The following is a 21418-nucleotide window of genomic DNA, read 5'->3' on the forward strand; positions in this document are numbered from 1 at the left end:
TGTGGCGCTTTGCAGCCGATCGTATGGGCCTACGGTGACCTGTCCCCGCCTGTGCCTGCTGCTGCCCGCTCCGCCGGGGCGCGCAGCTCAGTGCGTATGGCCCCGTCCGCCGCGGAGGTGTCCCTGTGACCGTGCCGTCCCGCTCCCCCCGTCCCCCTCGCCGTCCCCGCTGGGGGGTGCGCGCCGCCGCCGGGATCTCCCTGCTGGTACTGACCGCGGGCGGGGTGGGGCACACCATGATCTCCGGTGTCGAGGACGGCATCGAGCGGGTGGACGCCTTCAAGAACATGGGCAAGCGGCCCCAGGACAGCGACGGGGGCGGGCTGAACTTCCTGGTCGTGGGGACCGACGGGCGCGACCGTCTCAGCCCGGAGGAGAAGCGGCGCTACCACCTGGGCGGGGCGCCCTGCCACTGCACCGACACCCTGATGCTGGTGCACCTCTCGGCGGACCGGGACCGGGCCAGCGTGGTCAGCCTGCCGCGCGACTCCTACGCCGAGGCCCCCGATCACACGGACGAGACCACCGGCGACAAGCACCGCACCCACCCCCTGAAGCTGAACGCGGCGTACGCGGAGGGCGGCCCCAACCTGACCGTGCGGACCGTGGAGCACATGACGGGGGTGCACATCGACCACTATCTGGAGGTCGACTTCACCAGCTTCATGAAGACCGTGGACGCGGTCGGCGGGGTGCAGATCTGTACGGCCAAGCCCATGAAGGACCACTACTCGGGCCTGGACCTGCCCAAGGGCGCCAGCACCCTCAACGGCGGGCAGGCCCTGCAGTACGTGCGCTCGCGGCACATCGACGGCGCGGCCGACCTGGGCCGGATGCAGCGCCAGCAGAAGTTCCTCGCCGCGCTGCTGCACAAGGTCTCCGGCTCCGGGGTGCTGCTGAACCCGGTCAAGTTCAAGCAGGTCACCGGCGCGCTGCTGGGGTCCGTACGGGCGGACGAGGGCTTCGGCGCGGGCGAGATGTTCGCGCTGGGCCAGGCGATGCGCTCCTTCGGGCCCGCCTCCTCGGAGTTCGCCTCCGTGCCCATCAGCGACATCGACCATGCGGTGCCCCATGTCGGCTCCACCGTGCTGTGGAACCGGGCGCGGGCGCACCGGCTCTTCCAGGCGCTGCGCGAGGACCGGCCGCTGGCCGTGCGGCGGCCGCTGGACCGGCGCGCGGTGCCGGTGGAGGTGGCGCCGAGGACCGTACGGGTGCACGTGGACAACGGGACCGGGCGGGCGGGGCTGGGCGGCACGGTGGACAAGGCGCTGCGCGCCACGGGCTTCGCCACCGACGGCGCGCCGGGCAACGCCGCCTCCCAGGACGTGGCGCGCACCGTGATCGCCTACGACCCGCGGTGGGACCGCTCGGCGCGCTCGCTGGCCGCGGCGCTGCCCGGCGCCGAGCTGCGGGCCGTACCGGAGCAGGGCGCGGTGCTGCAGGTGACGGTCGGGCACGGGCACAAGGCGGTGCGGCCCGTGCGGGCGGCGAGCACCGGCCGGGCGCCGGGCGAGTTCGCGGCGATGACGGGCGACCAGGCGGCCTGCCCCTCCTAGAGGGCGCCCTCGGACCGGCTCAGTCCTCGATGCCGTCCGCGGCCCGCTGTTCGCGCAGTTCCTTGATGGCGCGGCGGCGGGCGAGGCGGTGGGTGCGCCGGATCTGCGCCTCCTGATAGCGGCGCTTGTCGCGCTCGGTCTCGGGGACGACCGGGGGGACGGTGCGGGGCTTGCCGTTCTCGTCGACGGCGGCGAAGACGAGGTAGGCCGAGCCGACCTGCTGGGCGGGGGTGGACTCGTTCCAGCGCTCGGCCAGGACGCGTACGCCGATCTCCATCGAGGACCGTCCGGTCCAGTTGACCTGCGCCTTGACGTGGACCAGGTCGCCGACCCTGACGGGCTCCAGGAAGGCCATCTCGTCCATGGAGGCGGTGACCGCGGGGCCGCCGGAGTGCCGCCCGGCGACCGCGCCCGCCGCGTCGTCGACCAGTTTCATGATCACGCCGCCGTGCACCGTGCCCAGCAGATTGGTGTCGCTGCCGGTCATGATGTGGCTCAGGGTCGTGCGGGACGCGGAGGTGGGCTTGCCGGGAAGGTCGCCCTCCGGACTGCCACTGACGAAATCGGTCATACGTCCACCCTATGCGGCGGCCCTCGTGTGCCGCTTTGCATCAGCTCTGCAACAGCCCTGGCCCGATCACGTACCCGCCCTGTGAGGCTCTGCCCTTCGCCAGGCACACTTCCTCCCATGAACCAGTGGCAAGGGGGCACCTCCCGCCCGGGCGGATCCGGGGGCGGGTCGGGGTGGTCCGGCGACAACGACGGTGACCGGTACGGGCGCGGCAGTGGCAGCGCCGAGCCGGAGGGCGCGCGTGCCATGCCGCACGTGCGGCGCGGGCCCGGTGGCGGATACGGGCAGCAGCAGCCCGAGCCGCCGCTGCCGCCGCACCTCTCGCCGCGCCGGCCCGCCGCATCTGCGCAGCAGGCCTCGTCCCAGGGCGGCCCGTACGGCAACGGGTACGCCGGCGACGCCGGATACGGCAACAGCCCCCAGGCCGGGTACGACTCCGGCTACAACACCGGCCAGGTCTACGGGGGCCAGGGCGGCGGACAGGGCGGCCGGCCGGGCGGCAGCGGTGGCGGCCGGGGCCGCGGCGCCCGCGGGCCCCGGCCCGCGCCCAACTGGGGCCGCCGCATCAAGTGGACCGCGCTGACCCTGGTCGCCGTCTTCCTCGTCACCTCCGTCGCCACGTACTTCTGGGCGGACGGCAAGCTGCGCCGCGAGGTGGACCTGAGCAAGGTCATCGACCGCCCGCAGGAGGGCGAGGGCACCAACTACCTGATCGTGGGTTCCGACAGCCGTGAGGGCATGTCGGACGACGAGAAGAAGAAGCTGCACACCGGCTCGGCCGAGGGCAAGCGGACCGACTCGATGATGATCCTGCACGACGGCAGCAACGGCCCCACCCTCATCTCGCTGCCGCGCGACTCGGACGTGGAGATCCCCTCCTTCGTCGGCTCGGAGTCCGGCAAGAAGTTCCCGGCCCAGGGGCGACGCGTGAAGCTGAACGCGGCGTACGCCGAGGACGGCCCCGAGCTGCTGGTGCGCACCGTCGAGCACGCCACCAAGCTGCGCATCGACCACTACGTCGAGATCGGCTTCGCCGGTTTCGCGAACATCGTGGACGCGGTCGGCGGCGTGGAGCTGGACATCCCCAAGGCCTTCAAGGACAAGAAGTCCGGCGCCGACTTCCAGGCGGGCAAGCAGACCCTCGACGGGGAGCAGGCGCTCGCCTTCGTACGGACCCGGTACGCCTTGCCGGGCAGCGACCTGGACCGCACCAAGAACCAGCAGAAGTTCCTGGCGGCGCTGGCGAGCCAGGCCGCCACCCCCGGCACCGTCCTGAACCCCTTCAAGCTCTACCCGACGATGGGCGCGGGCCTGGACACCCTCATCGTCGACAAGGACATGGGGCTGTGGGACCTGGGCCGGATGTTCTTCGCGATGAAGGGCGTCACCGGCGGCGAGGGCACGTCCATGAACATGCCGATGTCCGGCATCAGGGGCGGCAACGTGCTCTGGGACCAGGCCAAGGTCGCGCAGCTGGTCCAGCAGCTGAAGAACGACGAGAAGGTCACGGTCAAGGGCGACTGAGCCCGGCCGAACCCACCGGCACACACGAGGGGCGCCCGGCTCGCACCGGGCGCCCCTCGTGGTGAACTGCCGGACTACTTGGGCAGGTTGCGCGCCATGACGATGCGCTGGACCTGATTCGTGCCTTCATAAATCTGGGTGATCTTGGCGTCGCGCATCATGCGCTCGACCGGGTAGTCGCGGGTGTAGCCGTAGCCGCCGAGCAGCTGGACGGCGTCGGTGGTGACCTCCATCGCGACGTCGGAGGCGAAGCACTTGGCGGCGGCGCCCTGGAAGGTCAGGTCGCTGTCGCCGCGCTCGGACTTGGCGGCGGCCGCGTAGGTGAGCTGGCGGGCGGCCTCGATCTTCATCGCCATGTCGGCGAGCATGAACTGCACGCCCTGGAAGTCGCCGATCGGCTTGCCGAACTGCTTGCGCTCCTGGACGTAGCCCTTGGCGTAGTCCAGCGCGCCCTGGGCGATGCCGAGCGCCTGGGCCGCGATGGTGATGCGGGTGTGGTCCAGGGTCTTCATGGCGGTGGCGAAGCCGGTGCCCTCCGCGCCGATCATGCGGTCGGCGGGGATGCGGACGTTGTCGAGGTAGACCTCGCGGGTCGGGGAGCCCTTGATGCCGAGCTTCTTCTCCGGGGCGCCGAAGGAGACGCCCGCGTCGTCCTTCTCCACCACGAAGGCCGAGATGCCCTTGGAGCGCTTCTCGGGGTCGGTGACGGCCATCACCGTGTAGTACTCCGAGACGCCCGCGTTGGTGATCCAGCGCTTGACGCCGTTGAGGACGTAGTGGTCCCCGTCGCGTACGGCCTTGGTCTTCATACCCGCCGCGTCCGAGCCCGCGTCCGGCTCGGACAGGCAGTACGAGAACATCGCGTCACCCTTGGCCAGCGGGCCCAGGTACTTCTTCTTCAGCTCCTCGGAGCCGGAGAGGATGACGGGGAGCGAGCCCAGCTTGTTGACGGCCGGGATGAGCGAGGAGGACGCGCAGACGCGGGCCACCTCCTCGATGACGACGACCGTCGCCAGGGCGTCGGCGCCGGCGCCGCCGTAGGCCTCGGGGACGTGCACCGCGTGCAGGTCGTTCAGGGTCAGCGCGTCCCGCGCCTCCTGGGGAAAGCGGCCCTCCTCGTCGACCTCGGCGGCGAACGGCGCGATCTTCGCCTCGGCGAGCGATCGCACCGACTCACGGAGCATGTCGTGCTCCTCGGACGGCCGGTACAGATCGAAATCAGCGGTTCCCGCCAAGGTTTCTCACTCCCCTGAGAGCTGGCTGCAGAGCGGCCCTGCAGTGCTAATTACCGTTAAGTAACCCGAAGTCTAGGGGCCTGGCCCCGGCCGGGATACGTGAGCTTGCCGACAGGGCTGGGACTGCCCCGTTCCGCTCGCGGATATGCTCAAGCAGCGCACGTCACCCCTGTTTGCGTCTGGAGCACCAATGGCCCTGAAGATCACCGTGATCGGCACCGGCTACCTCGGCGCCACGCACGCCGCCGCCATGGCCGAGCTCGGCTTCGAGGTGCTGGGTCTGGACGTGGTCCCAGAGAAGATCGAACTGCTCTCGCGCGGCCGGGTCCCGATGTACGAGCCCGGCCTGGAGGAGCTGCTGCAAAAGCACGTCGCGGGCATCGAGGGCTCCACCGGACGGCTGCGCTTCACCACCTCCTACGAGGAGGTGGGCGAGTTCGGCGATGTGCACTTCGTGTGCGTCAACACCCCGCAGAAGCACGGGGAGTACGCCTGCGACATGAGCTATGTCGAGGCCGCCTTCAGCTCGCTGGCGCCGCATCTGCACCGCCCCGCGCTGGTGGTGGGCAAGTCCACCGTCCCGGTGGGCAGCGCGGCCCGGCTGGCGGCGCGGCTGAGGGAGCTGGCGCCGGCCGGCGAGGGCGCGGAGCTGGCCTGGAACCCGGAGTTCCTGCGCGAGGGCTTCGCGGTGCAGGACACCCTGCACCCGGACCGGATCGTGGCGGGCGTGGCGGGCGAGCGCGCCGAGGAGCTGCTGCGCGCGGTGTACGCGACGCCGATCGCCGAGGGCTCGCCCTTCATCGTCATGGACTACCCGACCGCCGAGCTGGTCAAGACCTCGGCCAACTCCTTCCTGGCGACGAAGATTTCGTTCATCAACGCGATGGCCGAGGTGTGCGAGGCGGCCGGCGGCGACGTGGTCAAGCTGGCCGAGGCCATCGGGCACGACGAGCGGATCGGGAAGAAGTTCCTGCGCGCCGGGATCGGCTTCGGCGGCGGCTGCCTGCCCAAGGACATCCGGGCCTTCATGGCGCGCGCCGGCGAGCTGGGCGCCGACCAGGCGCTGACCTTCCTGCGCGAGGTCGACTCGATCAACATGCGGCGCCGCGGCCACATGGTGGAGCTGACCCGCGACGCGGTCGGCGGCTCGTTCCTGGGCACCCGGGTGGCCGTACTGGGCGCGACGTTCAAGCCGGACTCCGACGACGTACGGGACTCCCCCGCCCTCAATGTCGCCGGGCAGATCCACCTCCAGGGCGGCCAGGTGACGGTGTACGACCCCAAGGGGATGGACAACGCGCGCCGGGTCTTCCCGACGCTGGGGTACGCGAACTCCGCCGTCGAGGCGGCGCGCGGCGCGGATGCGGTGCTGCACCTGACCGAGTGGGCCGAATTCCGCGAGCTGGACCCGGCGTCGCTGGGCGATGTGGTCGCCGAGCGCCGCATCCTGGACGGGCGCAACGCGCTGGACCCGGAGCTGTGGCGCAAGGCCGGGTGGACCTATCGCGCGCTGGGGCGTCCGCGCGGCTAGCCGGGCGGCCTCCGGCGGCCCCGGTGGGCGGTCGCGCGCCGTCGGCGGCCGCCGGCCGTCAGGCGCTCCGGCCCTTGCGGGCCCGGTAAGCGCGCATCTTGGCGCGGCTGCCGCAGACCTCCATCGTGCACCAGCGGCTGCGGCCCGCGGGGCTGCGGTCGTAGTAGACCCACTGGCAGTCGTCGGCCGCGCAGGCCTTCAGGCGCGGCCAGGCGCCGTCGGCGGCGGCGGCGATGCCCGCGGCGATACGGGCGGTCAGCGCGGGCAGGCCGGTCAGGCCCGGGGCGGGCCGCAGCGAGGCGCGCCCCTGGGCATCGACGGCCAGGGCCAGCGGGGCCGCCGTCAGCAGCCGGTCCAGGGCACTCAGCCCGCTCTCGGGCAGATCGTGGCCGCCGTGTGCCAGGCAGGCGCCGCGCAGCGCCTCGCGCAACTCCCTCAGCTGCGCCAACTCCCGCTGGCCCGGGGCCCATTCACTCACCCCGTGCTCGCGCAGGAACGCCACCGCGCCCTCGGGCGCGGCCAGCGTGTCCCGCCCGGTCCCGACGTCGAGGGTGTTGGCCAGCGCCTGGACCAGGACCAGGGAATCGGGCGCCCGTCTGTCTCCCACCCTTGTCACGTTACCGGTGATGGGCCACCATGCAGTAACGAAGTTACCGGTTAACGCACTCAGGAGGTAACCCATGGCCATCGCCACGTTCGGGGTCGTCGCTCTGGACTGTCCCGACGCCGAGGCGCTCGCCGGGTTCTACGCCGAGGTCCTCGGCGGGAAGGTCGTGCGCAAGCTCGACCACTGGGTCGACGTCGTCGATTCCCAGGGCAAGCAGCTGCTCGCCTGCCAGGAGGTGGCGGGGTACACACCGCCGCAGTGGCCGGGGCAGGAGCGCCCCCAGCAGCTCCACCTCGACCTGGACGTGGAGCTGGAGCGGATCGACCAGGCCGAGCGGGAGGTCCTCGCACTCGGCGCGAGGCTCGTGCAGAGCGACGAAGGGGTGCGCAACTTCAGGGTCTACCTCGACCCAGCGGGGCACCCCTTCTGTCTGTGCTTCAGCTGAGCGGCCGGCCGGACGGGCCCTAGATCCGCGGCCGGTCCAGGCGATCGATGGTCGCGGTGGAGGGGGCGCGGCGCAGGCGGGCCGAGCGGGCGGTGAACTCCGCGCCGCGCAGCGCGCGCAGGGCGTTGCCCCAGGTGAGGTTGGCCAGGTCCTTGAACGACCAGCCGCGGCCGATGAGTTCGGCGATCACATGCGGGTAGCCGGAGACATCGGCGAGCGGGTGGGGGTGCTCGTCGGCGGCGCCGGTGTCGTACCCGGCGCCCAGGCCGATGTGTTCGGGGCCCGAGACCGAGCGCAGGTGGTCCAGGTGGTCGGCGATGTCGCGTACGGAGACCGGGCCCGTGCCGCGGGCCACGCGCTCGGGCACGAAGGAGACCATGCACACCCCGCCGTTGCGCGGGAGCTGGGCGAGCACGTCGTCGGGCACGTTGTGCGGGTGGTCGGTCAGCGCGCGGGCCGCCGCCTGGCACCAGAACACCGGCGCCTTGGTGACCGCGAGGGTGTGCCGCATGGTGTCGACGGAGGCGTACGAGAGGTCGATGAGCATGCCCAGGCGGTTCATCTCGCGGACCACCTCCTCGCCGAACGGCGTCAGCCCGCCCGCCCTGGGCGCGTCGGTCGCCGCGTCCGCCCACGGGGTGTTGCGGTCCGCGGTCAGCGACAGCGAGCGCACGCCGAGCTGGTGCAGGGAGCGCAGCGCGCCCAGCGAGCTGTCGATGGCGTGGCCGCCGGCGGAGCCCAGCAGGGAGGCGACCCGGCCGCGGTTGCGGGCCTCGGCGATGTCGTCGGCGGTCAGCGCCAGGCGCAGCGCCTCGGGGTAGGCCCGTACCAGCGCGTGCACGAAGTCGATCTGTTCGAGGGTGGCGCTGATGGCGCGGTCGCCGGTCAGGTCGGAGGGGACCTGCACGGACCAGAACTGGCCGCCGACGCCGCCCTCGCGCAGCCTCGGCAGGTCGGTGCGCACCGAGGTCTCGCCGTAGTCGAGGTCGAAGCAGTGGCCCGGGGTCAGGTCGTGGCCGGTGCGCAGCCGCAGCGCCCACGGGAGACCGTTGTGCCCGTCCACGACGGGGTGCGCGGCCAGCAGCGCCCTGGCCCGTACGAGCGGATCCCGTCGGTTCAGCGGCAGCGGCTGGTGGCCGGCTTCCGGTTCGCTCTCCCCTACTGCGGCAGCGCTGTCTTCTTCCTTCTGCTCGGGGGCGAGGTCGGCCATGGCGGGACTCCCTGGATGGTCGGCAGTATCGCCACGGTTGCATGGGAGCCCCGCCGGTTCGCGGTGGACGATCCGTACGGGTTACCGATCAGTCGCCCGGAGCCGGGGGCCGGTCACCGGGGCGCGGCGGGAGCGTCCAGCTGCTCGATGGTGGCGTGGGACGGGCCGTACTGGGTGCGCAGCTCGCGGGCGCTGTCCTCGGCGGCGCGCAGCGTACGCACCGCGTTGCGCCAGGTGAGCTTGGCCAGGTCGTCCTGGGACCACCTGCGCTCCAGCAGCTCGGCCAGGAGGTTGGGGTAGCCGGAGACGTCAGCGAGGTCGGCGGGGGTGAAGGCGGTGCCGTCGAAGTCGCCGCCGATGCCGAGGTGGTCGATGCCGGCGACCTCGCGCATGTGGTCGAGGTGGTCGGCGACGGTGGCGGCGGTGGCCTGCGGGCGCGGGTGGGCGGCCTCGAAGGCGCGCTGGACCTTCATCGCCTCGGGGGTGGTGTCGAGGTGGTGGAAACCCTTGGCGCGCATGTTCTCGTCCGCGCGCAGCGTCCATTCGACGGCCGCGGGGAGGATGAACTTCGGGACGAAGGTGGCCATCGCGATACCGCCGTTGGCGGGCAGCTGGGCCAGGACGTCGTCGGGGATGTTGCGGGGGTGGTCGCAGACCGCGCGGGAGGAGGAGTGCGAGAAGATCACCGGCGCGCGGCTGGTGCGCAGCGCGTCGCGCATGGTGTCGGCGGAGACGTGCGAGAGGTCCACGAGCATGCCCAGGCGGTTCATCTCGCGTACGACCTCGTGGCCGAAGGCGGTGAGCCCGCCGGCCCGCGGCTCGTCGGTCGCCGAGTCGGCCCAGTCGGTGTTGTCGTTGTGGGTCAGCGTCATGTAGCGCACGCCGAGCTGGTGCAGGGCGCGCAGCGTGGCCAGGGAGTTGTTGATGGAGTGGCCGCCCTCGGCGCCCATCAGGGAGGCGATACGGCCCTGGGCGCGGGCGGCCTCCATGTCGTCGGCGCTCAGCGCGAGGCGCAGCTCGCTCGGGTATCGCTCCGTCAGCTGCCGTACCACGTCGACCTGTTCGAGGGTGGCGCTGACGGCCTGGTCACCGGCGAAGTCGGTGCGTACGTAGACCGACCAGAACTGCGCGCCCACGCCGCCGGCCCGCAGCCGGGGGATGTCGGTGTGCAGGGTGGCGCTCTGGTCGGTGGACACATCGCGCGCGTCCAGGTCGTAGCGGACCTGCTGGCGCAGCGCCCAGGGCAGGTCGTTGTGGCCGTCGACGACGGGCCAGTGGTCCAGCAACTCCTTGGCGGCGGCGAGGCTCTGGGCCGAGGCGCTCACTTGCCGCCCCCGAAGCCGAAGCCCGCCGGGCCGGCCGCGATCTTGCTGCGCAGCCGCTTGCCCTTCTCGGTGGCCTGGTCGTTGAGGTCCTGCTGGAAGTCGCGCATCCGGCCCAGGAGTTCGCTGTCGTGGGCGGCGAGCATCCGGGCGGCGAGCAGACCGGCGTTGCGGGCGCCGCCGACGGAGACGGTGGCGACCGGGACACCCGCGGGCATCTGCACGATGGACAGCAGGGAGTCCATGCCGTCCAGGTACTTCAGGGGGACGGGGACGCCGATGACGGGCAAGGGGGTGACGGAGGCCAGCATCCCCGGGAGGTGGGCAGCTCCCCCGGCACCCGCGATGACCGCCTTCAGGCCGCGGTCCGCGGCCTGCTCGCCGTAGGAGATCATCTCGTGCGGCATGCGGTGCGCGGAGACGACATCGACCTCGTAGGGGATCTCGAACTCGTCCAGCGCCTTGGCCGCGGCCTCCATGACGGGCCAGTCGGAGTCGGAGCCCATGACGATGCCGATGAGGGGGGAGCTGCTCGCCATCATTCCGTGATCGTTCCTCGCAGATAGCCGGCGGCATGGGCGGCGCGCTCGCGCACGTCGGCCAGGTCCTCGCCGTAGGTGTTGACGTGTCCGACCTTGCGGCCGGGCTTCACGTCCTTTCCGTACATATGGATCTTCAGCTGCGGGTCCCGTGCCATGCAATGGAGGTACGCGGAATACATGTCGGGATAGTCGCCGCCGAGCACATTGGCCATGACCGTCCACTTGGCGCGCGGGCGCGGGTCGCCGAGCGGGAGGTCCAGCACGGCCCGGACGTGGTTGGCGAACTGCGAGGTGATCGCGCCGTCCTGGGTCCAGTGGCCGGAGTTGTGCGGGCGCATGGCCAGCTCGTTGACCAGGATGGCGCCCTCGCGCGTCTCGAAGAGCTCCACCGCCAGGTGGCCGACGACGTCCAGCTCCTTGGCGATGCGCAGGGCCAGCTCCTGGGCCTGCACGGACAGCTCGGGGGCGAGGCCGGGGGCGGGCGCGATCACGGTGTCGCAGACCCCGTCGACCTGGATGGACTCCACGACCGGGTAGGCGACGGCCTGGCCGTGCGGCGAGCGGACGATGTTGGCGGCCAGTTCGCGGACGAAATCGACCTTTTCCTCCGCCAGGACGGGCACGCCGGCGCGGAACGGCTCGGCGGCCTCCTTGGAGGATCGTACGACCCATACGCCCTTGCCGTCGTAGCCTCCGCGGACCGTCTTGAGGATCACGGGGAACCCCTCCCCTTCGGCCGCGAAGCGCTCCACGTCCGCCGGGTCCTCGACCAAGCGGTGGCGCGGGCAGGGGGCGCCGATCGCATCGAGCTTCGCCCGCATCACCCCCTTGTCCTGGGCGTGCACCAGAGCGTGGGGGCCGGGCCGTACGGGAATACCGTCGGCCTCCAGCGCCCGCAGGTGCTCGGTGGGAACGTGCTCGTGATCGAAGGTGATCACATCGCAGCCACGGGCGAAGGAACGCAGCGTGTCCAGGTCGCGATAGTCGCCGATGACGACATCGCCGACCACCTGGGCCGCCGATTCCTGCGGGGTGTCGCTGAGGAGCTTGAACTTGATGCCGAGGGGGATACCCGCCTCGTGGGTCATACGGGCGAGCTGACCGCCACCGACCATGCCGACTACCGGGAACGTCACGCCACCAGGGTATCCGCCCGGCCGTACGACCCCGACCTCCCCTTAGAGGATCATCCAAGGGGAGGGCCTTGGCGATCGATGAGGGCGGTGGGCTCGCGGCGCCGCCCAGGGGAGGACCCATGGCAGAGGCCGGGCACAGCGGGAACGGCGGGCGGCGCCGGGGCGAGGCGGGCGGCTCCCGCGACGGCGCGCGCAGCGGCGGCATATCCCGGCAGGCCAGAACGGCGGGCATCGCGATCGCGCTGACGGCCCTGGCCGCGGCGGTCTTCTCCGTCACCACCATCCTGTCCGGGCCCGCCGTCTTCGACGAGGAGGACCCCGAGATAACCGTCTACGCCGGGGACGGCTTCTCGCTGAAGCTGGCGGACAACCCGGACGCCGGATACCGCTGGATCCTCGACAGCCCCCGGCCGGATCCGGCCATATTGAAGGCGTCGGGCAGCCGCTACCGCGCCGCCGAACCGGCCGCCGAGGGCTCCGGCGGGATGCGCTACCTGGACTTCCGGGCCGTCGGCGCGGGCCGTACCGACATCCGCTTGCTGCACTGTTTCCGCTGCGGCACCCCGCAGGCCGACCTCCAGGACGCCAGGGCCCTCACCTTCCGGGTGACCGTCCAGTGATTCCGGCCGCGCCGAGGCCTTGCCACACCTTTGACAAAGGGCGGGAGGCATCCCCAGGAGGCGCTGGTTAGCATGAGTGGGCGGATCGAGGTTGACGTTCGTCCGCACTCGTCCATCACCAGGAGCTGAACGATCACCATGGGTGAACGGAGCGCACTGAGGGCGCGGCTGGAGTCGCTCACGCGGGAGATCGTGAAGTTCGGCGCGGTCGGCGGCGCCGGGGTGCTCGTGAATTTCGCGGTCTTCAACCTCGTACGGCAGCTGACCGAGCTGCCCGTGGTGCGGGCCAGCGTCGTGGCGACCGTGGTGGCCACCGGCACCAACTACCTCGGCTACCGCTACTTCACCTACCGCGAGCGCGACAAGCGGCGGCGCAGCAAGGAGCTGACGCTCTTCCTGCTGTTCAGCGTCGTCGGCCTGGTGATCGAGAACGGGGTGCTGTACGCCGCGACCTACGGCGCGGGCTGGGACACCTCGCTGCAGAGCAACGTCTTCAAGTTCCTGGGCATCGGCATCGCCACGCTCTTCCGCTTCTGGTCCTACCGCACCTGGGTCTTCCGCGCCCTGCCCGCCCGGGAGGCCGTGGAGACCGCCGAATCGTTCCTCACCGCCTCGCAGGCGGAGCAGGATTCCGTACGGGCCGAGCGCAGCCCGGCGAAGTAGTCCCCGGCAGCCCCTAGCGGGTGGGCCGCTCTTCGGGCTCGCGGGCCAGGCCCTTTTGGTACTGGTCCGCCTCCCGGCTCAGGAACAGCGCGAAGACCGGCGGCATCTGCTGGAGCAGCTCCAGGCGCCCGCCGTCCGCCTCCGCCAGGTCGCGGGCCACGGCCAGGCCCAGGCCCGTGGAGTTACGGCCCGAGACCGTGCGCTCGAAGACCCGCGAACCCAGGTCCGGCGGCACGCCCCGGCCGGCGTCGGTGACCTCCACGACCGCCTGGTTGCCGGTGACGCGGGTGCGCAGGGCGACCGTTCCGTCGCCGTGCATCAGGGAGTTCTCGATCAGGGTGGCGAGCACCTGGGCGACCGCGCCGGGCGTGCCGACGGCCCGCAGGCCCTTCTTGCCCGAGCTGACGATGACCCGGCCGGCGCTGCGGTAGGCCGGGCGCCACTCCTCGATCTGCTGCTTGACGACCTCGTCCAGGTCGAAGGCGACGGCCGATCCGCTGCGCGGGTCGCGGGAGTTGGTCAGTAGGCGCTGCACGACGTCGCTGAGCCGGTCCACCTGGGCCAGCGCGATGGCCGCCTCCTCCTTGACCGTGTCCGGGTCGTCGGTGACGGTGATCTCCTCCAGCCGCATGGACAGCGCGGTCAGCGGCGTCCGCAGCTGGTGGGAGGCGTCCGCGGCCAGGCGGCGCTCGGCGGTCAGCATCCGGGCGATGCGCTCGGCGCTGGCGTCCAGGACGTCGGCGACCCGGTCCAGCTCCTGGACGCCGTAGCGGCGGTGGCGCGGGCGGGGGTCGCCCGAGCCCAGGCGTTCGGCGGTCTCGGCCAGGTCGACGAGCGGCGCGGTCAGCCGGCGGGCCTGGCGTACGGCCAGGATGACGGCGGCGATGATCGCCAGCAGCGCCACCGCCAGAATGATCATGAGGGTGCGGCCGATCTCCGCGCTGACGATGGACCGCGACTCCTGGACGGTGACCGACTCACCGCGGTCGCCGTCCTGCTTGGACTCGATCACATCGCCCTTGGGCCGACTGCCGATCTCCAGCGGCGCCCGGCCCGGCAGCTCGATGCGGGCGTAGCGCTCCCCGGTGAGCTGGTCCGACAGCGCCTCCGGGGTGATCTTCTCGCCGCTGCTCATCCGGCTGTCGACCGTGCCGATCAGGCGTACGGCCTCGGCGTCCACGCTCTCCTGCGCACCGGCCTGGATCGTACGGGTCTCCACGATGACGATCGAGAGACCGAAGACGGCGATGACGACGAGCACCACGGCGAGCGTGGAGTTGATCAGGCGGCGGCGCACGGTGTCCTCCGGGCAGGAATCAGAGCCTGTGTCTCACCACCGGCTCTCGGGTGGTTCTCGGTGTCGCTCCCGCCCGGCGGCAGGGCCTCAGCTCTTCTCGAAGCGGAAGCCGACGCCTCGGACGGTGGCGATGTAGCGGGGGTTGGCCGCGTCGTCGCCGAGCTTCTTGCGCAGCCAGGAGATGTGCATGTCCAGCGTCTTGGTGGAGGACCACCAGGTCGTGTCCCAGACCTCGCGCATCAGCTGGTCGCGGGTGACCACCCGCCCGGCGTCGCGCACCAGCACCCGCAGCAGGTCGAACTCCTTGGCCGTGAGCTGGAGTTCCTCCTCCCCCATCCAGGCGCGGTGGGACTCCACGTCGATGCGTACGCCGTGCGTGGCGGGCGGCTGCTGGGGCTCGGCGCTGGAGCCGCGGCGCAGCAGGGCCCGGACGCGGGCGAGGAGTTCGGCGAGCCGGAAGGGCTTGGTGACGTAGTCGTCCGCGCCGGCGTCCAGGCCGACGACGGTGTCCACCTCGTCCGCGCGGGCGGTCAGGACCAGGATCGGGAAGGAGTGGCCTTCGTTGCGCAGCCGGCGGGCGACCTCCAGGCCGTCCATTCCGGGAAGGCCCAGGTCGAGGACGAGCAGGTCGATGTTCCCCTTGAGACCGGCGTCGAGCGCCGTGGGGCCGTCCTCACGCACCTCGACCTCGTAACCCTCGCGGCGCAGAGCGCGGGCGAGCGGCTCCGAGATGGACGCGTCATCCTCGGCGAGCAGTACACGGGTCATGGGCCGATGGTAGTCCGATGCACTGTGCGTACGGGGCGGATGGGCTGCGGGTACGGGGTGGACCGTCTGCGGCCGGGGGCGTACGGACGGTTCCCGGCTCCCGATGTGACCGTTGTCTCACTGCTCCCACTGGCCCCGATGTCGGACGTATGGTGTGCGGACGTCCGACGCACAACCCCGGGACCCAGACCGTCGACTGACGGGATCGGTCCCTGTTGTGTGCAGGGCTGGAACCACCAGTCCTGCGACACAGTGAATGACCTGTCGACCGGGTCCGCCGCGCAAGGAAGCACGGGGGCGTGGATCCCGGTGTATGCCTGTCCTGCCGATACCTCTTGCATAGTGGCGTCGAACCCCTCGGGCGTGGGGGCGGGCGGAGCTGCGCCGGTGCCGGTCACCCGACCGGGCGCGTACGTGGTCACTGCGCGTCCCGAGCACACAAGGAACCCCCATGGCGTCCAGCCTGACGAAGGGCGCAGCCGAGCAGGGAACCCCTGCAGACGGCGGCAAGACCTTCTTCGGCCACCCCCGCGGACTGGCCACGCTCTTCATGACCGAGATGTGGGAGCGCTTCAGCTTCTACGGCATGAGGGCACTTCTCGTCCTCTATCTGATCTCCGGCGGCCCTGACGCCAAGGACGGCTCTCAGGGTGGCGGCCTGGCCATCACCACCTCCTCCGCACTGGCGATCTACGCCGTCTACATGGCGATGGTCTATCTGCTCGCCATGCCCGGCGGCTGGTTCGGCGACCGGGTCTGGGGGCCCCGGAAGACCGTGGCCATCGGCGCGTCGGTGGTCATCGCGGGCCATGTGGTGCTCGCGATTCCCGGCCAGATGTTCTACGTCGGCCTGGCCCTGGTCGCCTGCGGTTCGGGCCTGCTGAAGTCCAACATCTCCACGATGGTGGGCCACCTCTACAACGGCCCCTCGGACCCGCGCCGCGACGGTGGTTTCACCGTCTTCTACATGAGCATCAACATCGGGTCGTTCGCCGCCCCGCTGCTCGTGGGCTGGGTCGGCCAGAGCATCAACTGGCACCTGGGCTTCGCCACCGCGGCGCTGGGTATGGCCATCGGTCTGGTGCAGTTCCTCATCGGCACCAAGCACCTGGACGCGAAGAGCAGCCAGGTCCCGACGCCGCTGTCGCCCCAGGAGCGCAAGAGCTGGCTGCTCAAGGGCCTGATCTGGGCCGGCGTCGCGGCCGTCTTCTACGGCATCGTCGGCACCGCCGGGGTCTTCACGATCAACTGGGTGCTGGTCCCGCTCGGCGTCATCGGCATCGTCGTCCCGTTCGTGGTGCTGGCCCGCATCAAGCGGGACAAGGACCTGACGCCGGTCGAGCAGGGCAAGGTCAGCAGCTATGTGTGGATCTTCATCGCCGCCTCCCTGTTCTGGATGATCTTCGACCAGGCCGGTTCGACGCTGAGCGTCTTCGCCGAGAAGAACACCGCGGACACGATCTTCGGCTTCGGCTTCCCCTCCTCGTGGCTCCAGTCGGTCAACCCGCTGTGGGTGCTGGCGCTGGCCCCGGTCTTCGCCTCGGCGTGGCTGGCTCTGTCTCGTAAGAGCAAGGAGCCCAACACCACGGTGAAGTTCGCCATGGGCATGGTCCTGATCGGCTTCTCGTACTTCTTCTTCATCATCCCGATGCAGATGTCGGCCGACGGCACCAAGGTCAGCCCGATGTGGCTGATCACCATGTACGGACTGCAGACCATGGGTGAGCTGTGCATCTCCCCGGTCGGCCTGTCGGTGACCACGAAGCTGGCCCCGGCGAAGTACGCCAGCCAGATGATGGGTGTCTGGTTCCTGGCCAACACCGCCGGTGACAGCGTCATCAGCCTCGTGGGCATCGCGGGAGCGGACCTGAGCGGTATAGGGGTGCTGGCGGCGGAAGCGGCGTTGGCGACCTTGGCAGGTGTATCGATCTTCATGTACCGCAAGAGGATCAATGAACAGATGGGCGACGTGCACTGACGCACCGAGCGCTCACGCCGCAGGACGCGGTCCGCTGCAAGCAGTGAGTTGTACGCGGTGATGCTGTCCGCAGTGAAGGGGTCCGGCACCAGGGGTGCCGGGCCCCTTCGGCGTTTCCGGGGGGGCGGTGGGACAGGTGGTCAGGGGGTTGGATGGTCGGGGTCGGGTGGTCGGGGTCGGGGTCGGGGAAGGGCGGCCGGGGTCGGGGTCGGGGAAGGGTGGCCGGGTGGCCGGGTCGGGTGGCCGGGTGGCCGGGCCGGTGGCCGGGTGGTCGGGCCGGTGGCCGGGTGGTCGGGCCGGGTGGCCGGGTGGTCGGGCCGGGTCGGGTGGCCGAGGGTTGGATGGCCGGAGCCAGCCGGGAGGCGGTCAGCGGCGTAGGCGGCGCCATGGGGTGAGGGTGAAGACCGCGGCGCCCAGCAGGATCACGGTGCCGGCTATCAGGCCGAGGGCGGTCAGGCCGCCGTGGCCGTCGGCGCCGGTATCGGCGAGGCCGCCACCGCTGCCGCCCGAGGCGCTGGCGGGGCCCGCGGCGCTGCCGCCGGTGGTGCCGGTTGCGCCCGACGTGCCCGAGGAACCCGAGGTGCCTGACGTGCCTGACGTGCCTGACGTGCCTCCGCTGGCGCCGCCCGGCTGGGCCGCGGTGTCCAGGGTCAGGGAGGCGCCCGGGTCCTTCTCCGGGGTGCAGGTGGTGGTCGTACCGAGGGCGTTGACGGTCAGCACGCCCGGCGTGAGGGTCGCCTTGCCGGTCGCACCCGGTTTGTACGTGCCCGTCAGGTCCGGGATCTCGATCGGCCGGCCGGACTTGATCGGCTCCTTGTTGGCCGGGCCCTCGACCTTGACCGAGCCCTTGTCGGCGCCGCCCACCGCGACCTGCATGGACGGTTTGACGGAGTTTGCCGGTATATCGGCCGGACTGTCCATGACGGACTTGGCGAACTTCACGGTCAGGTCATAACTGCCGCTCTTCTTGGTGGCGTTGATCCGGACCGGCGAGGTGGCCTTCTTGTCGCCGATGGGGGTCTTGCAGGCGTACGGGACCTGGAGCTCCTTGCCCTGGTAGGAGGTGCCGTCGGGGTCACCTCCGCCGCCGGTGGTGGAGCCGCCGGAGGTGGCGCCGCCGGTGCTGCCGCCCGAGTCGCCGCCGCCGGAGGCCGTGCCGCCCGAGGTGGAGCCTCCGGAAGTCGAACCGCCGGAGGTGGAGCCGCCGGTGGTTCCGCCGCCTGCGTCCGTCACCTTGATGGTGACCGCGGGCGGCACCTCTTCCTTGGGCGTGCACTTGGTGTCCGTGGAGAGCGGTTTGCTGACGTTGATGTTGTAGAAGCCGGGCGCGAGCGTGACCTCGCCCGCCGCCGTCAGTTTCAGCTTGCCCTTCATCTCCGGCAGGATCATCGGGCTGTTCTTGGGGATCGGCGGATTCTGGCGCGGCCCCTCCACCGCCAACTCCCCGCTCTGCGCCCCCGCGACCTTCAACTTCCCGGTCGATTTGACGGTGTCCTTCTCCAGATCGAGGATGCCGGGGTTCTTCGAGGCGGCCTCCACCGTCTTCCACACCACCTCCACCTCCTCGCCGACCTTCGCCGTCGCCGGGGCACTCACCGCTACCTTCGTGGTGCCCTGCACGGGCGGCAGACCGGAGATCGGGGGCGGCAGGCACTCCGTCCTGTACGCCGCCTCCGCGGCCTGGGCCGGCCCCGCGGCCAGCACGATTCCCGCACCTGCGAGCGCCAGCGCGGCCCCGGCCGCGCCCGCTCTCCTGCCTTGCCTCATCACGTGGGACCTTTCGGTGTCGGTCGGTCGGTCGATGTGGGGGTGGACGGTGCGGTGTCCGGGGTGAACCACGGCAGGGCGGCGGTGTCCTCCGCCGCGGGCTCCGGCGCTCGCGCCGGGCCGCCGTCGGTCGTCGAAGGGGTGGTGTCCGGGCGCCGGGGCCCGGCGCGGTGCTTCTTGCGTGCGGAGGCGGCCCGTACGGACGCGGCGCGAGCGGAGGCGGCGCGAGCGGTCGCGGCGCGAGCGGAGGCGCGTGCGGACACCGCGCGTATGGGCGCGGGTTTGGTGCGCGCCCCGGCGGCCTCCCGTGGCCTGACCTTGTTGACCACCGCCATCCCGATACGGAAGACCGCGGCCGGCACGACGATGCACAGCAGGATCCAGAACAGCGTCACGCCCCAGGGCCTGCCGACCCCCCACGGCTGCTCGACCAGCAGCTTGCCGCCGTACTTGAGCGAGACGAGATAGTCGCCGTGGGCGCCCGCCGCCAGCTCGACCGGCAGCGAGACCTCTGCCTTGCGGCCGGCCGGGATGCTGCCGCGCCACTGCTGCTCCTCCCACTTGGGGGCGAAGACGCCGTGCGAGGTGCCGACCTGGAAGAGGGGGTCCTTGGCGGGGGTGGAGCCGACGTTGCCGACGGTGAAGGTCAGCTGGCGCTGCGGGGGCGCGCCGAACCAGGTCAGCAGGCCGCTCGTGCCGCGCAGCCGCGGCCGGTCCACCACGGTCAGCCGCCCGCCGCCGTCCTCCCGGGGCAGCGGGGCCACGGGGTGCCCGGCAACGGTGAACGCGGCGTCCGCGCTCTGCGCCCGCCCCGTCACGCTCGCCACGTGCACCACGCACGGGCAGGGCTTGGGCGGCTCGGCGACCGGGATCTCCTTGCTGAAGCCGCCCCCGCTGTCGGTCGTGACGGCCCGGCCCTCCGCGTTGGCGCAGGAGTTGGTGCCGCCGATCCCGTTCTGCCCGCAGATCAGCAGGGTCAGCAGCGCCCCGCCCCGCCAGCCCTTGCCGGTCACGGTCACGGTGCCGCCCTTGCCCGCCTGTTCCTTGGAGACGCGCACACTCGGCCCGTCGGCGGCGTGGCCCATCGGCGCGAGCAGCCCGGCGCACACGGCCGCCGCGCAGACGGTCACGGCCGCGGTCCACCACCGCCGCGCCCGATACGCCAGGCGACTCTTCGGCCCGCCGACTCCCGTACGCCGAGCCCCGCCCGCCCTCCGCACCGCCAGTACAGCCGGCACCGCCGATGCGGGCGGCGCCACCGATGCGAGCGGTTCCGTCGGTACAGCTGTCCCCAGCTCGGGTCCCAGCCCGGTCCCTGCGCCTGCCCTGCCGCCGTTCACGATCCCCCTCCCCCTCCCGGCCCCGACGCCGTGTCCGCCAAGTCCCGCTCTCCGTCGGCCCGTTCGCCCCGTACGTCCCGCTCCTTGCGTCCGGCCCGCTCGGCCGGTCCGGCGCCTTCGGTACGTCCGGTGCGCTCCGCGCCTTCGCTGACTCCGACGCCCTCAACGCGCCCGATGCTTTCCATACACCGCTCGCGCCCATCGCGTTCCGCCCGAACCCGCACGACGTCGTTCCGGCCCGCGCCCCGCACCGCACCGGTCCGGCCCGCGTCGGACGGTGACTCCGTACCTCTCCGCCCTGCCCCGTCGACGAGTTCGGCGCGCTCAGCGCGCTCCTGACCGGCTCGCAGCGAGTCCCCCCGACCCGCGTCGGACGGTGCCTCCGTACGCCTCTGCCCTGCTCCTTCAGCTCGCTCGGTGCGCTGGGCGCGCTCCGGACCGGCTCGTAGCAAGTCCCCCCGACCCACACCCGCCGGTGATCCCGTACGCCTGCGCCCGGCGCGCCGGAGTCCGTGCGTCAGGCCCGTGTCCTTGCCCGCCGCCCGCAGGCGGCGGCGTATGAGCCAGGTGCCGGTGGCGGTGAGGGCCAGTGTGGGGAGGGTGGCGGTCCACCACGGGAGTGTGGTGTGGGTCGTGTCCGCCGAGGAGTGGGCGCCGCCCTGTGCCGTGACGGTCAGGTGGATGTCCGCCGAGTCCAGGGCGGGCGGGTCGGGCCACGGCTCGGTGAGTTCGACGCGGCGGCCCGGAGGGAGTTCGACGGGCAGGGTGCGTGCGGCGCGGTGCAGGAGAGGGCCGAAGACGCCGTCGATGCGGAGCGCCAGCCGGGGCGTGAGGGGGGTGTTGCCGCGGTTGACCAGGGCGTAGTGGATCTCCGTCGCGCTCCCCCGCTCCCGTACCGTCACGTTCTCCACGGTCAGGGCGGAGAGTGTGGGCCCGGTCACCCGTAAGTGGACCGGTACCCCGGCCCGTCTGCCGCCGCTCTCCGCGAGCAGCGTGCCGGGGTGGTCGCCGGGCGCCGCCTCGCGCGGGACGGTCACGGTGAAGGGGACGTCGGCCCGGGTGCGCGGCGGGACCTTCACCCGCCGCGCGGCCGGTGCGATCCACGCGCCGGAGCCCGTGGCACCCGTGCCGCGCAGGGTGACGGTCACGGGCCGGGACGAGCGGTTGGCGAGGGCCAGCCGGTCCTTCAGGACGGTTCCGGGGGCGCCCTCCAGGTAGAAGTACGGGCGGCCCTCGGCGCCCGGCCCGGCGCGGCCGCCGGGCGCGGGAGCGGGGGCGGCGGACCAGGCGGGCCCCGCCGGAGCGC

19 protein-coding genes are annotated in these 21418 nt (G+C 71.9%); 7 read left to right on the plus strand and 12 right to left on the minus strand.

The window, feature by feature from the left end; genetic code table 11:
• Window positions 1–125: 125 nt before the first annotated feature.
• Window positions 126–1556 carry an LCP family protein gene (locus AC4IJH_RS30680; RefSeq protein ID WP_490855176.1) on the plus strand — a complete coding sequence of 477 codons (1431 nt, stop codon included), beginning with the start codon at window positions 126–128 and terminating at the stop codon, window positions 1554–1556.
• A gap of 19 nt (window positions 1557–1575) precedes the next feature.
• Here the strand turns inward: AC4IJH_RS30680 and AC4IJH_RS30685 are convergent, their stop codons facing one another.
• Window positions 1576–2127: an acyl-CoA thioesterase gene (locus AC4IJH_RS30685; RefSeq protein ID WP_490855177.1), complete on the minus strand. Its 552-nt coding sequence runs from the start codon at window positions 2125–2127 to the stop codon at window positions 1576–1578.
• Between the two features lie 117 nt (window positions 2128–2244).
• Here AC4IJH_RS30685 and AC4IJH_RS30690 point away from each other — a divergent pair, with 117 nt between their 5' ends.
• On the plus strand, window positions 2245–3651 hold the full coding sequence (locus AC4IJH_RS30690) for an LCP family protein (protein WP_490855178.1): 1407 nt from the start codon (window positions 2245–2247) through the stop codon (window positions 3649–3651).
• A gap of 74 nt (window positions 3652–3725) precedes the next feature.
• Here the strand turns inward: AC4IJH_RS30690 and AC4IJH_RS30695 are convergent, their stop codons facing one another.
• Entirely contained in the window at window positions 3726–4886 is a 1161-nt protein-coding gene (locus AC4IJH_RS30695; RefSeq protein ID WP_490855179.1) for an acyl-CoA dehydrogenase, read from the minus strand.
• A gap of 190 nt (window positions 4887–5076) precedes the next feature.
• On the opposite strand from AC4IJH_RS30695, the gene AC4IJH_RS30700 reads away from it, so the two are divergent.
• Window positions 5077–6417 carry a UDP-glucose dehydrogenase family protein gene (locus AC4IJH_RS30700; protein WP_490855180.1) on the plus strand — a complete coding sequence of 447 codons (1341 nt, stop codon included), beginning with the start codon at window positions 5077–5079 and terminating at the stop codon, window positions 6415–6417.
• 58 nt (window positions 6418–6475) lie between these two features.
• Here the strand turns inward: AC4IJH_RS30700 and AC4IJH_RS30705 are convergent, their stop codons facing one another.
• On the minus strand, window positions 6476–7024 hold the full coding sequence (locus AC4IJH_RS30705) for a CGNR zinc finger domain-containing protein (RefSeq protein ID WP_490855181.1): 549 nt from the start codon (window positions 7022–7024) through the stop codon (window positions 6476–6478).
• 73 nt (window positions 7025–7097) lie between these two features.
• Between AC4IJH_RS30705 and AC4IJH_RS30710 the strand changes: the two genes are divergently transcribed.
• Complete coding sequence (locus AC4IJH_RS30710; protein ID WP_490855182.1) at window positions 7098–7469, plus strand: VOC family protein; 372 nt, start codon at window positions 7098–7100, stop codon at window positions 7467–7469.
• A gap of 19 nt (window positions 7470–7488) precedes the next feature.
• Here the strand turns inward: AC4IJH_RS30710 and AC4IJH_RS30715 are convergent, their stop codons facing one another.
• From AC4IJH_RS30715 to AC4IJH_RS30730, 4 genes are all read right to left on the minus strand, one after another.
• On the minus strand, window positions 7489–8679 hold the full coding sequence (locus AC4IJH_RS30715) for a dipeptidase (protein ID WP_490855183.1): 1191 nt from the start codon (window positions 8677–8679) through the stop codon (window positions 7489–7491).
• A 113-nt stretch (window positions 8680–8792) separates the two neighbouring features.
• Window positions 8793–10004: a dipeptidase gene (locus AC4IJH_RS30720; RefSeq protein ID WP_490855184.1), complete on the minus strand. Its 1212-nt coding sequence runs from the start codon at window positions 10002–10004 to the stop codon at window positions 8793–8795.
• Complete coding sequence (purE, locus tag AC4IJH_RS30725) at window positions 10001–10543, minus strand: 5-(carboxyamino)imidazole ribonucleotide mutase (protein WP_490855185.1); 543 nt, start codon at window positions 10541–10543, stop codon at window positions 10001–10003. Before purE ends, AC4IJH_RS30720 begins: the two co-directional genes overlap by 4 nt.
• Window positions 10540–11679: a 5-(carboxyamino)imidazole ribonucleotide synthase gene (locus tag AC4IJH_RS30730; RefSeq protein WP_490855186.1), complete on the minus strand. Its 1140-nt coding sequence runs from the start codon at window positions 11677–11679 to the stop codon at window positions 10540–10542. Before AC4IJH_RS30730 ends, purE begins: the two co-directional genes overlap by 4 nt.
• A 119-nt stretch (window positions 11680–11798) precedes the next feature.
• Between AC4IJH_RS30730 and AC4IJH_RS30735 the strand changes: the two genes are divergently transcribed.
• Complete coding sequence (locus AC4IJH_RS30735) at window positions 11799–12299, plus strand: protease inhibitor I42 family protein (RefSeq protein WP_490855187.1); 501 nt, start codon at window positions 11799–11801, stop codon at window positions 12297–12299.
• A gap of 138 nt (window positions 12300–12437) precedes the next feature.
• A complete protein-coding gene (locus tag AC4IJH_RS30740) occupies window positions 12438–12962 on the plus strand; it encodes a GtrA family protein (RefSeq protein ID WP_490855188.1) in 525 nt (174 codons plus the stop codon).
• 13 nt (window positions 12963–12975) lie between these two features.
• Here AC4IJH_RS30740 and AC4IJH_RS30745 read toward each other — a convergent pair whose 3' ends face one another.
• Together AC4IJH_RS30745 and AC4IJH_RS30750 are read right to left on the minus strand one after the other, a co-directional pair.
• Entirely contained in the window at window positions 12976–14259 is a 1284-nt protein-coding gene (locus AC4IJH_RS30745; RefSeq protein WP_490855189.1) for an ATP-binding protein, read from the minus strand.
• A gap of 87 nt (window positions 14260–14346) precedes the next feature.
• Window positions 14347–15027, minus strand: coding sequence for a response regulator transcription factor (locus tag AC4IJH_RS30750; RefSeq protein WP_490855190.1), 681 nt, complete (start codon window positions 15025–15027; stop codon window positions 14347–14349).
• A gap of 451 nt (window positions 15028–15478) precedes the next feature.
• Between AC4IJH_RS30750 and AC4IJH_RS30755 the strand changes: the two genes are divergently transcribed.
• The gene (locus tag AC4IJH_RS30755; RefSeq protein ID WP_490855191.1) at window positions 15479–17005 is read left to right on the plus strand and encodes a peptide MFS transporter; all 1527 of its coding nucleotides are present in this window, start codon (window positions 15479–15481) and stop codon (window positions 17003–17005) included.
• 366 nt (window positions 17006–17371) lie between these two features.
• On the opposite strand, the gene AC4IJH_RS30760 is transcribed toward AC4IJH_RS30755, so the two are convergent.
• The 3 genes from AC4IJH_RS30760 to AC4IJH_RS30770 form a co-directional block, all read right to left on the minus strand.
• Window positions 17372–18772, minus strand: a complete 1401-nt coding sequence (locus AC4IJH_RS30760) for a hypothetical protein (RefSeq protein WP_490855192.1) — start codon at window positions 18770–18772, stop codon at window positions 17372–17374.
• Window positions 18772–19902 (minus strand): hypothetical protein, encoded by a 1131-nt coding sequence (locus AC4IJH_RS30765; RefSeq protein ID WP_490855193.1) that lies wholly within the window; start codon window positions 19900–19902, stop codon window positions 18772–18774. Before AC4IJH_RS30765 ends, AC4IJH_RS30760 begins: the two co-directional genes overlap by 1 nt.
• Window positions 19903–20108: 206 nt before the next feature.
• The coding region (locus AC4IJH_RS30770) for a COG1470 family protein (RefSeq protein ID WP_490855194.1) at window positions 20109–21418 on the minus strand (1310 nt) is incomplete at its 5' end.

This window comes from Streptomyces sp. UF-297 (genome assembly GCF_058245575.1).

Excerpts from the sequence above, each read along its gene's own strand:
- AC4IJH_RS30685 (WP_490855177.1), bottom strand. The coding sequence starts at position 2,127 with ATGACCGATTTCGTCAGTGGCAGTCCGGAGGGCGACCTTCCCGGCAAG.
- AC4IJH_RS30690 (WP_490855178.1), top strand. The coding sequence starts at position 2,245 with ATGAACCAGTGGCAAGGGGGCACCTCCCGCCCGGGCGGATCCGGGGGC.
- AC4IJH_RS30700 (WP_490855180.1), top strand. The coding sequence starts at position 5,077 with ATGGCCCTGAAGATCACCGTGATCGGCACCGGCTACCTCGGCGCCACG.
- AC4IJH_RS30710 (WP_490855182.1), top strand. The coding sequence starts at position 7,098 with ATGGCCATCGCCACGTTCGGGGTCGTCGCTCTGGACTGTCCCGACGCC.
- AC4IJH_RS30715 (WP_490855183.1), bottom strand. The coding sequence starts at position 8,679 with ATGGCCGACCTCGCCCCCGAGCAGAAGGAAGAAGACAGCGCTGCCGCA.
- purE (WP_490855185.1), bottom strand. The coding sequence starts at position 10,543 with ATGATGGCGAGCAGCTCCCCCCTCATCGGCATCGTCATGGGCTCCGAC.
- AC4IJH_RS30735 (WP_490855187.1), top strand. The coding sequence starts at position 11,799 with ATGGCAGAGGCCGGGCACAGCGGGAACGGCGGGCGGCGCCGGGGCGAG.
- AC4IJH_RS30740 (WP_490855188.1), top strand. The coding sequence starts at position 12,438 with ATGGGTGAACGGAGCGCACTGAGGGCGCGGCTGGAGTCGCTCACGCGG.
- AC4IJH_RS30750 (WP_490855190.1), bottom strand. The coding sequence starts at position 15,027 with ATGACCCGTGTACTGCTCGCCGAGGATGACGCGTCCATCTCGGAGCCG.
- AC4IJH_RS30755 (WP_490855191.1), top strand. The coding sequence starts at position 15,479 with ATGGCGTCCAGCCTGACGAAGGGCGCAGCCGAGCAGGGAACCCCTGCA.
- AC4IJH_RS30760 (WP_490855192.1), bottom strand. The coding sequence starts at position 18,772 with ATGAGGCAAGGCAGGAGAGCGGGCGCGGCCGGGGCCGCGCTGGCGCTC.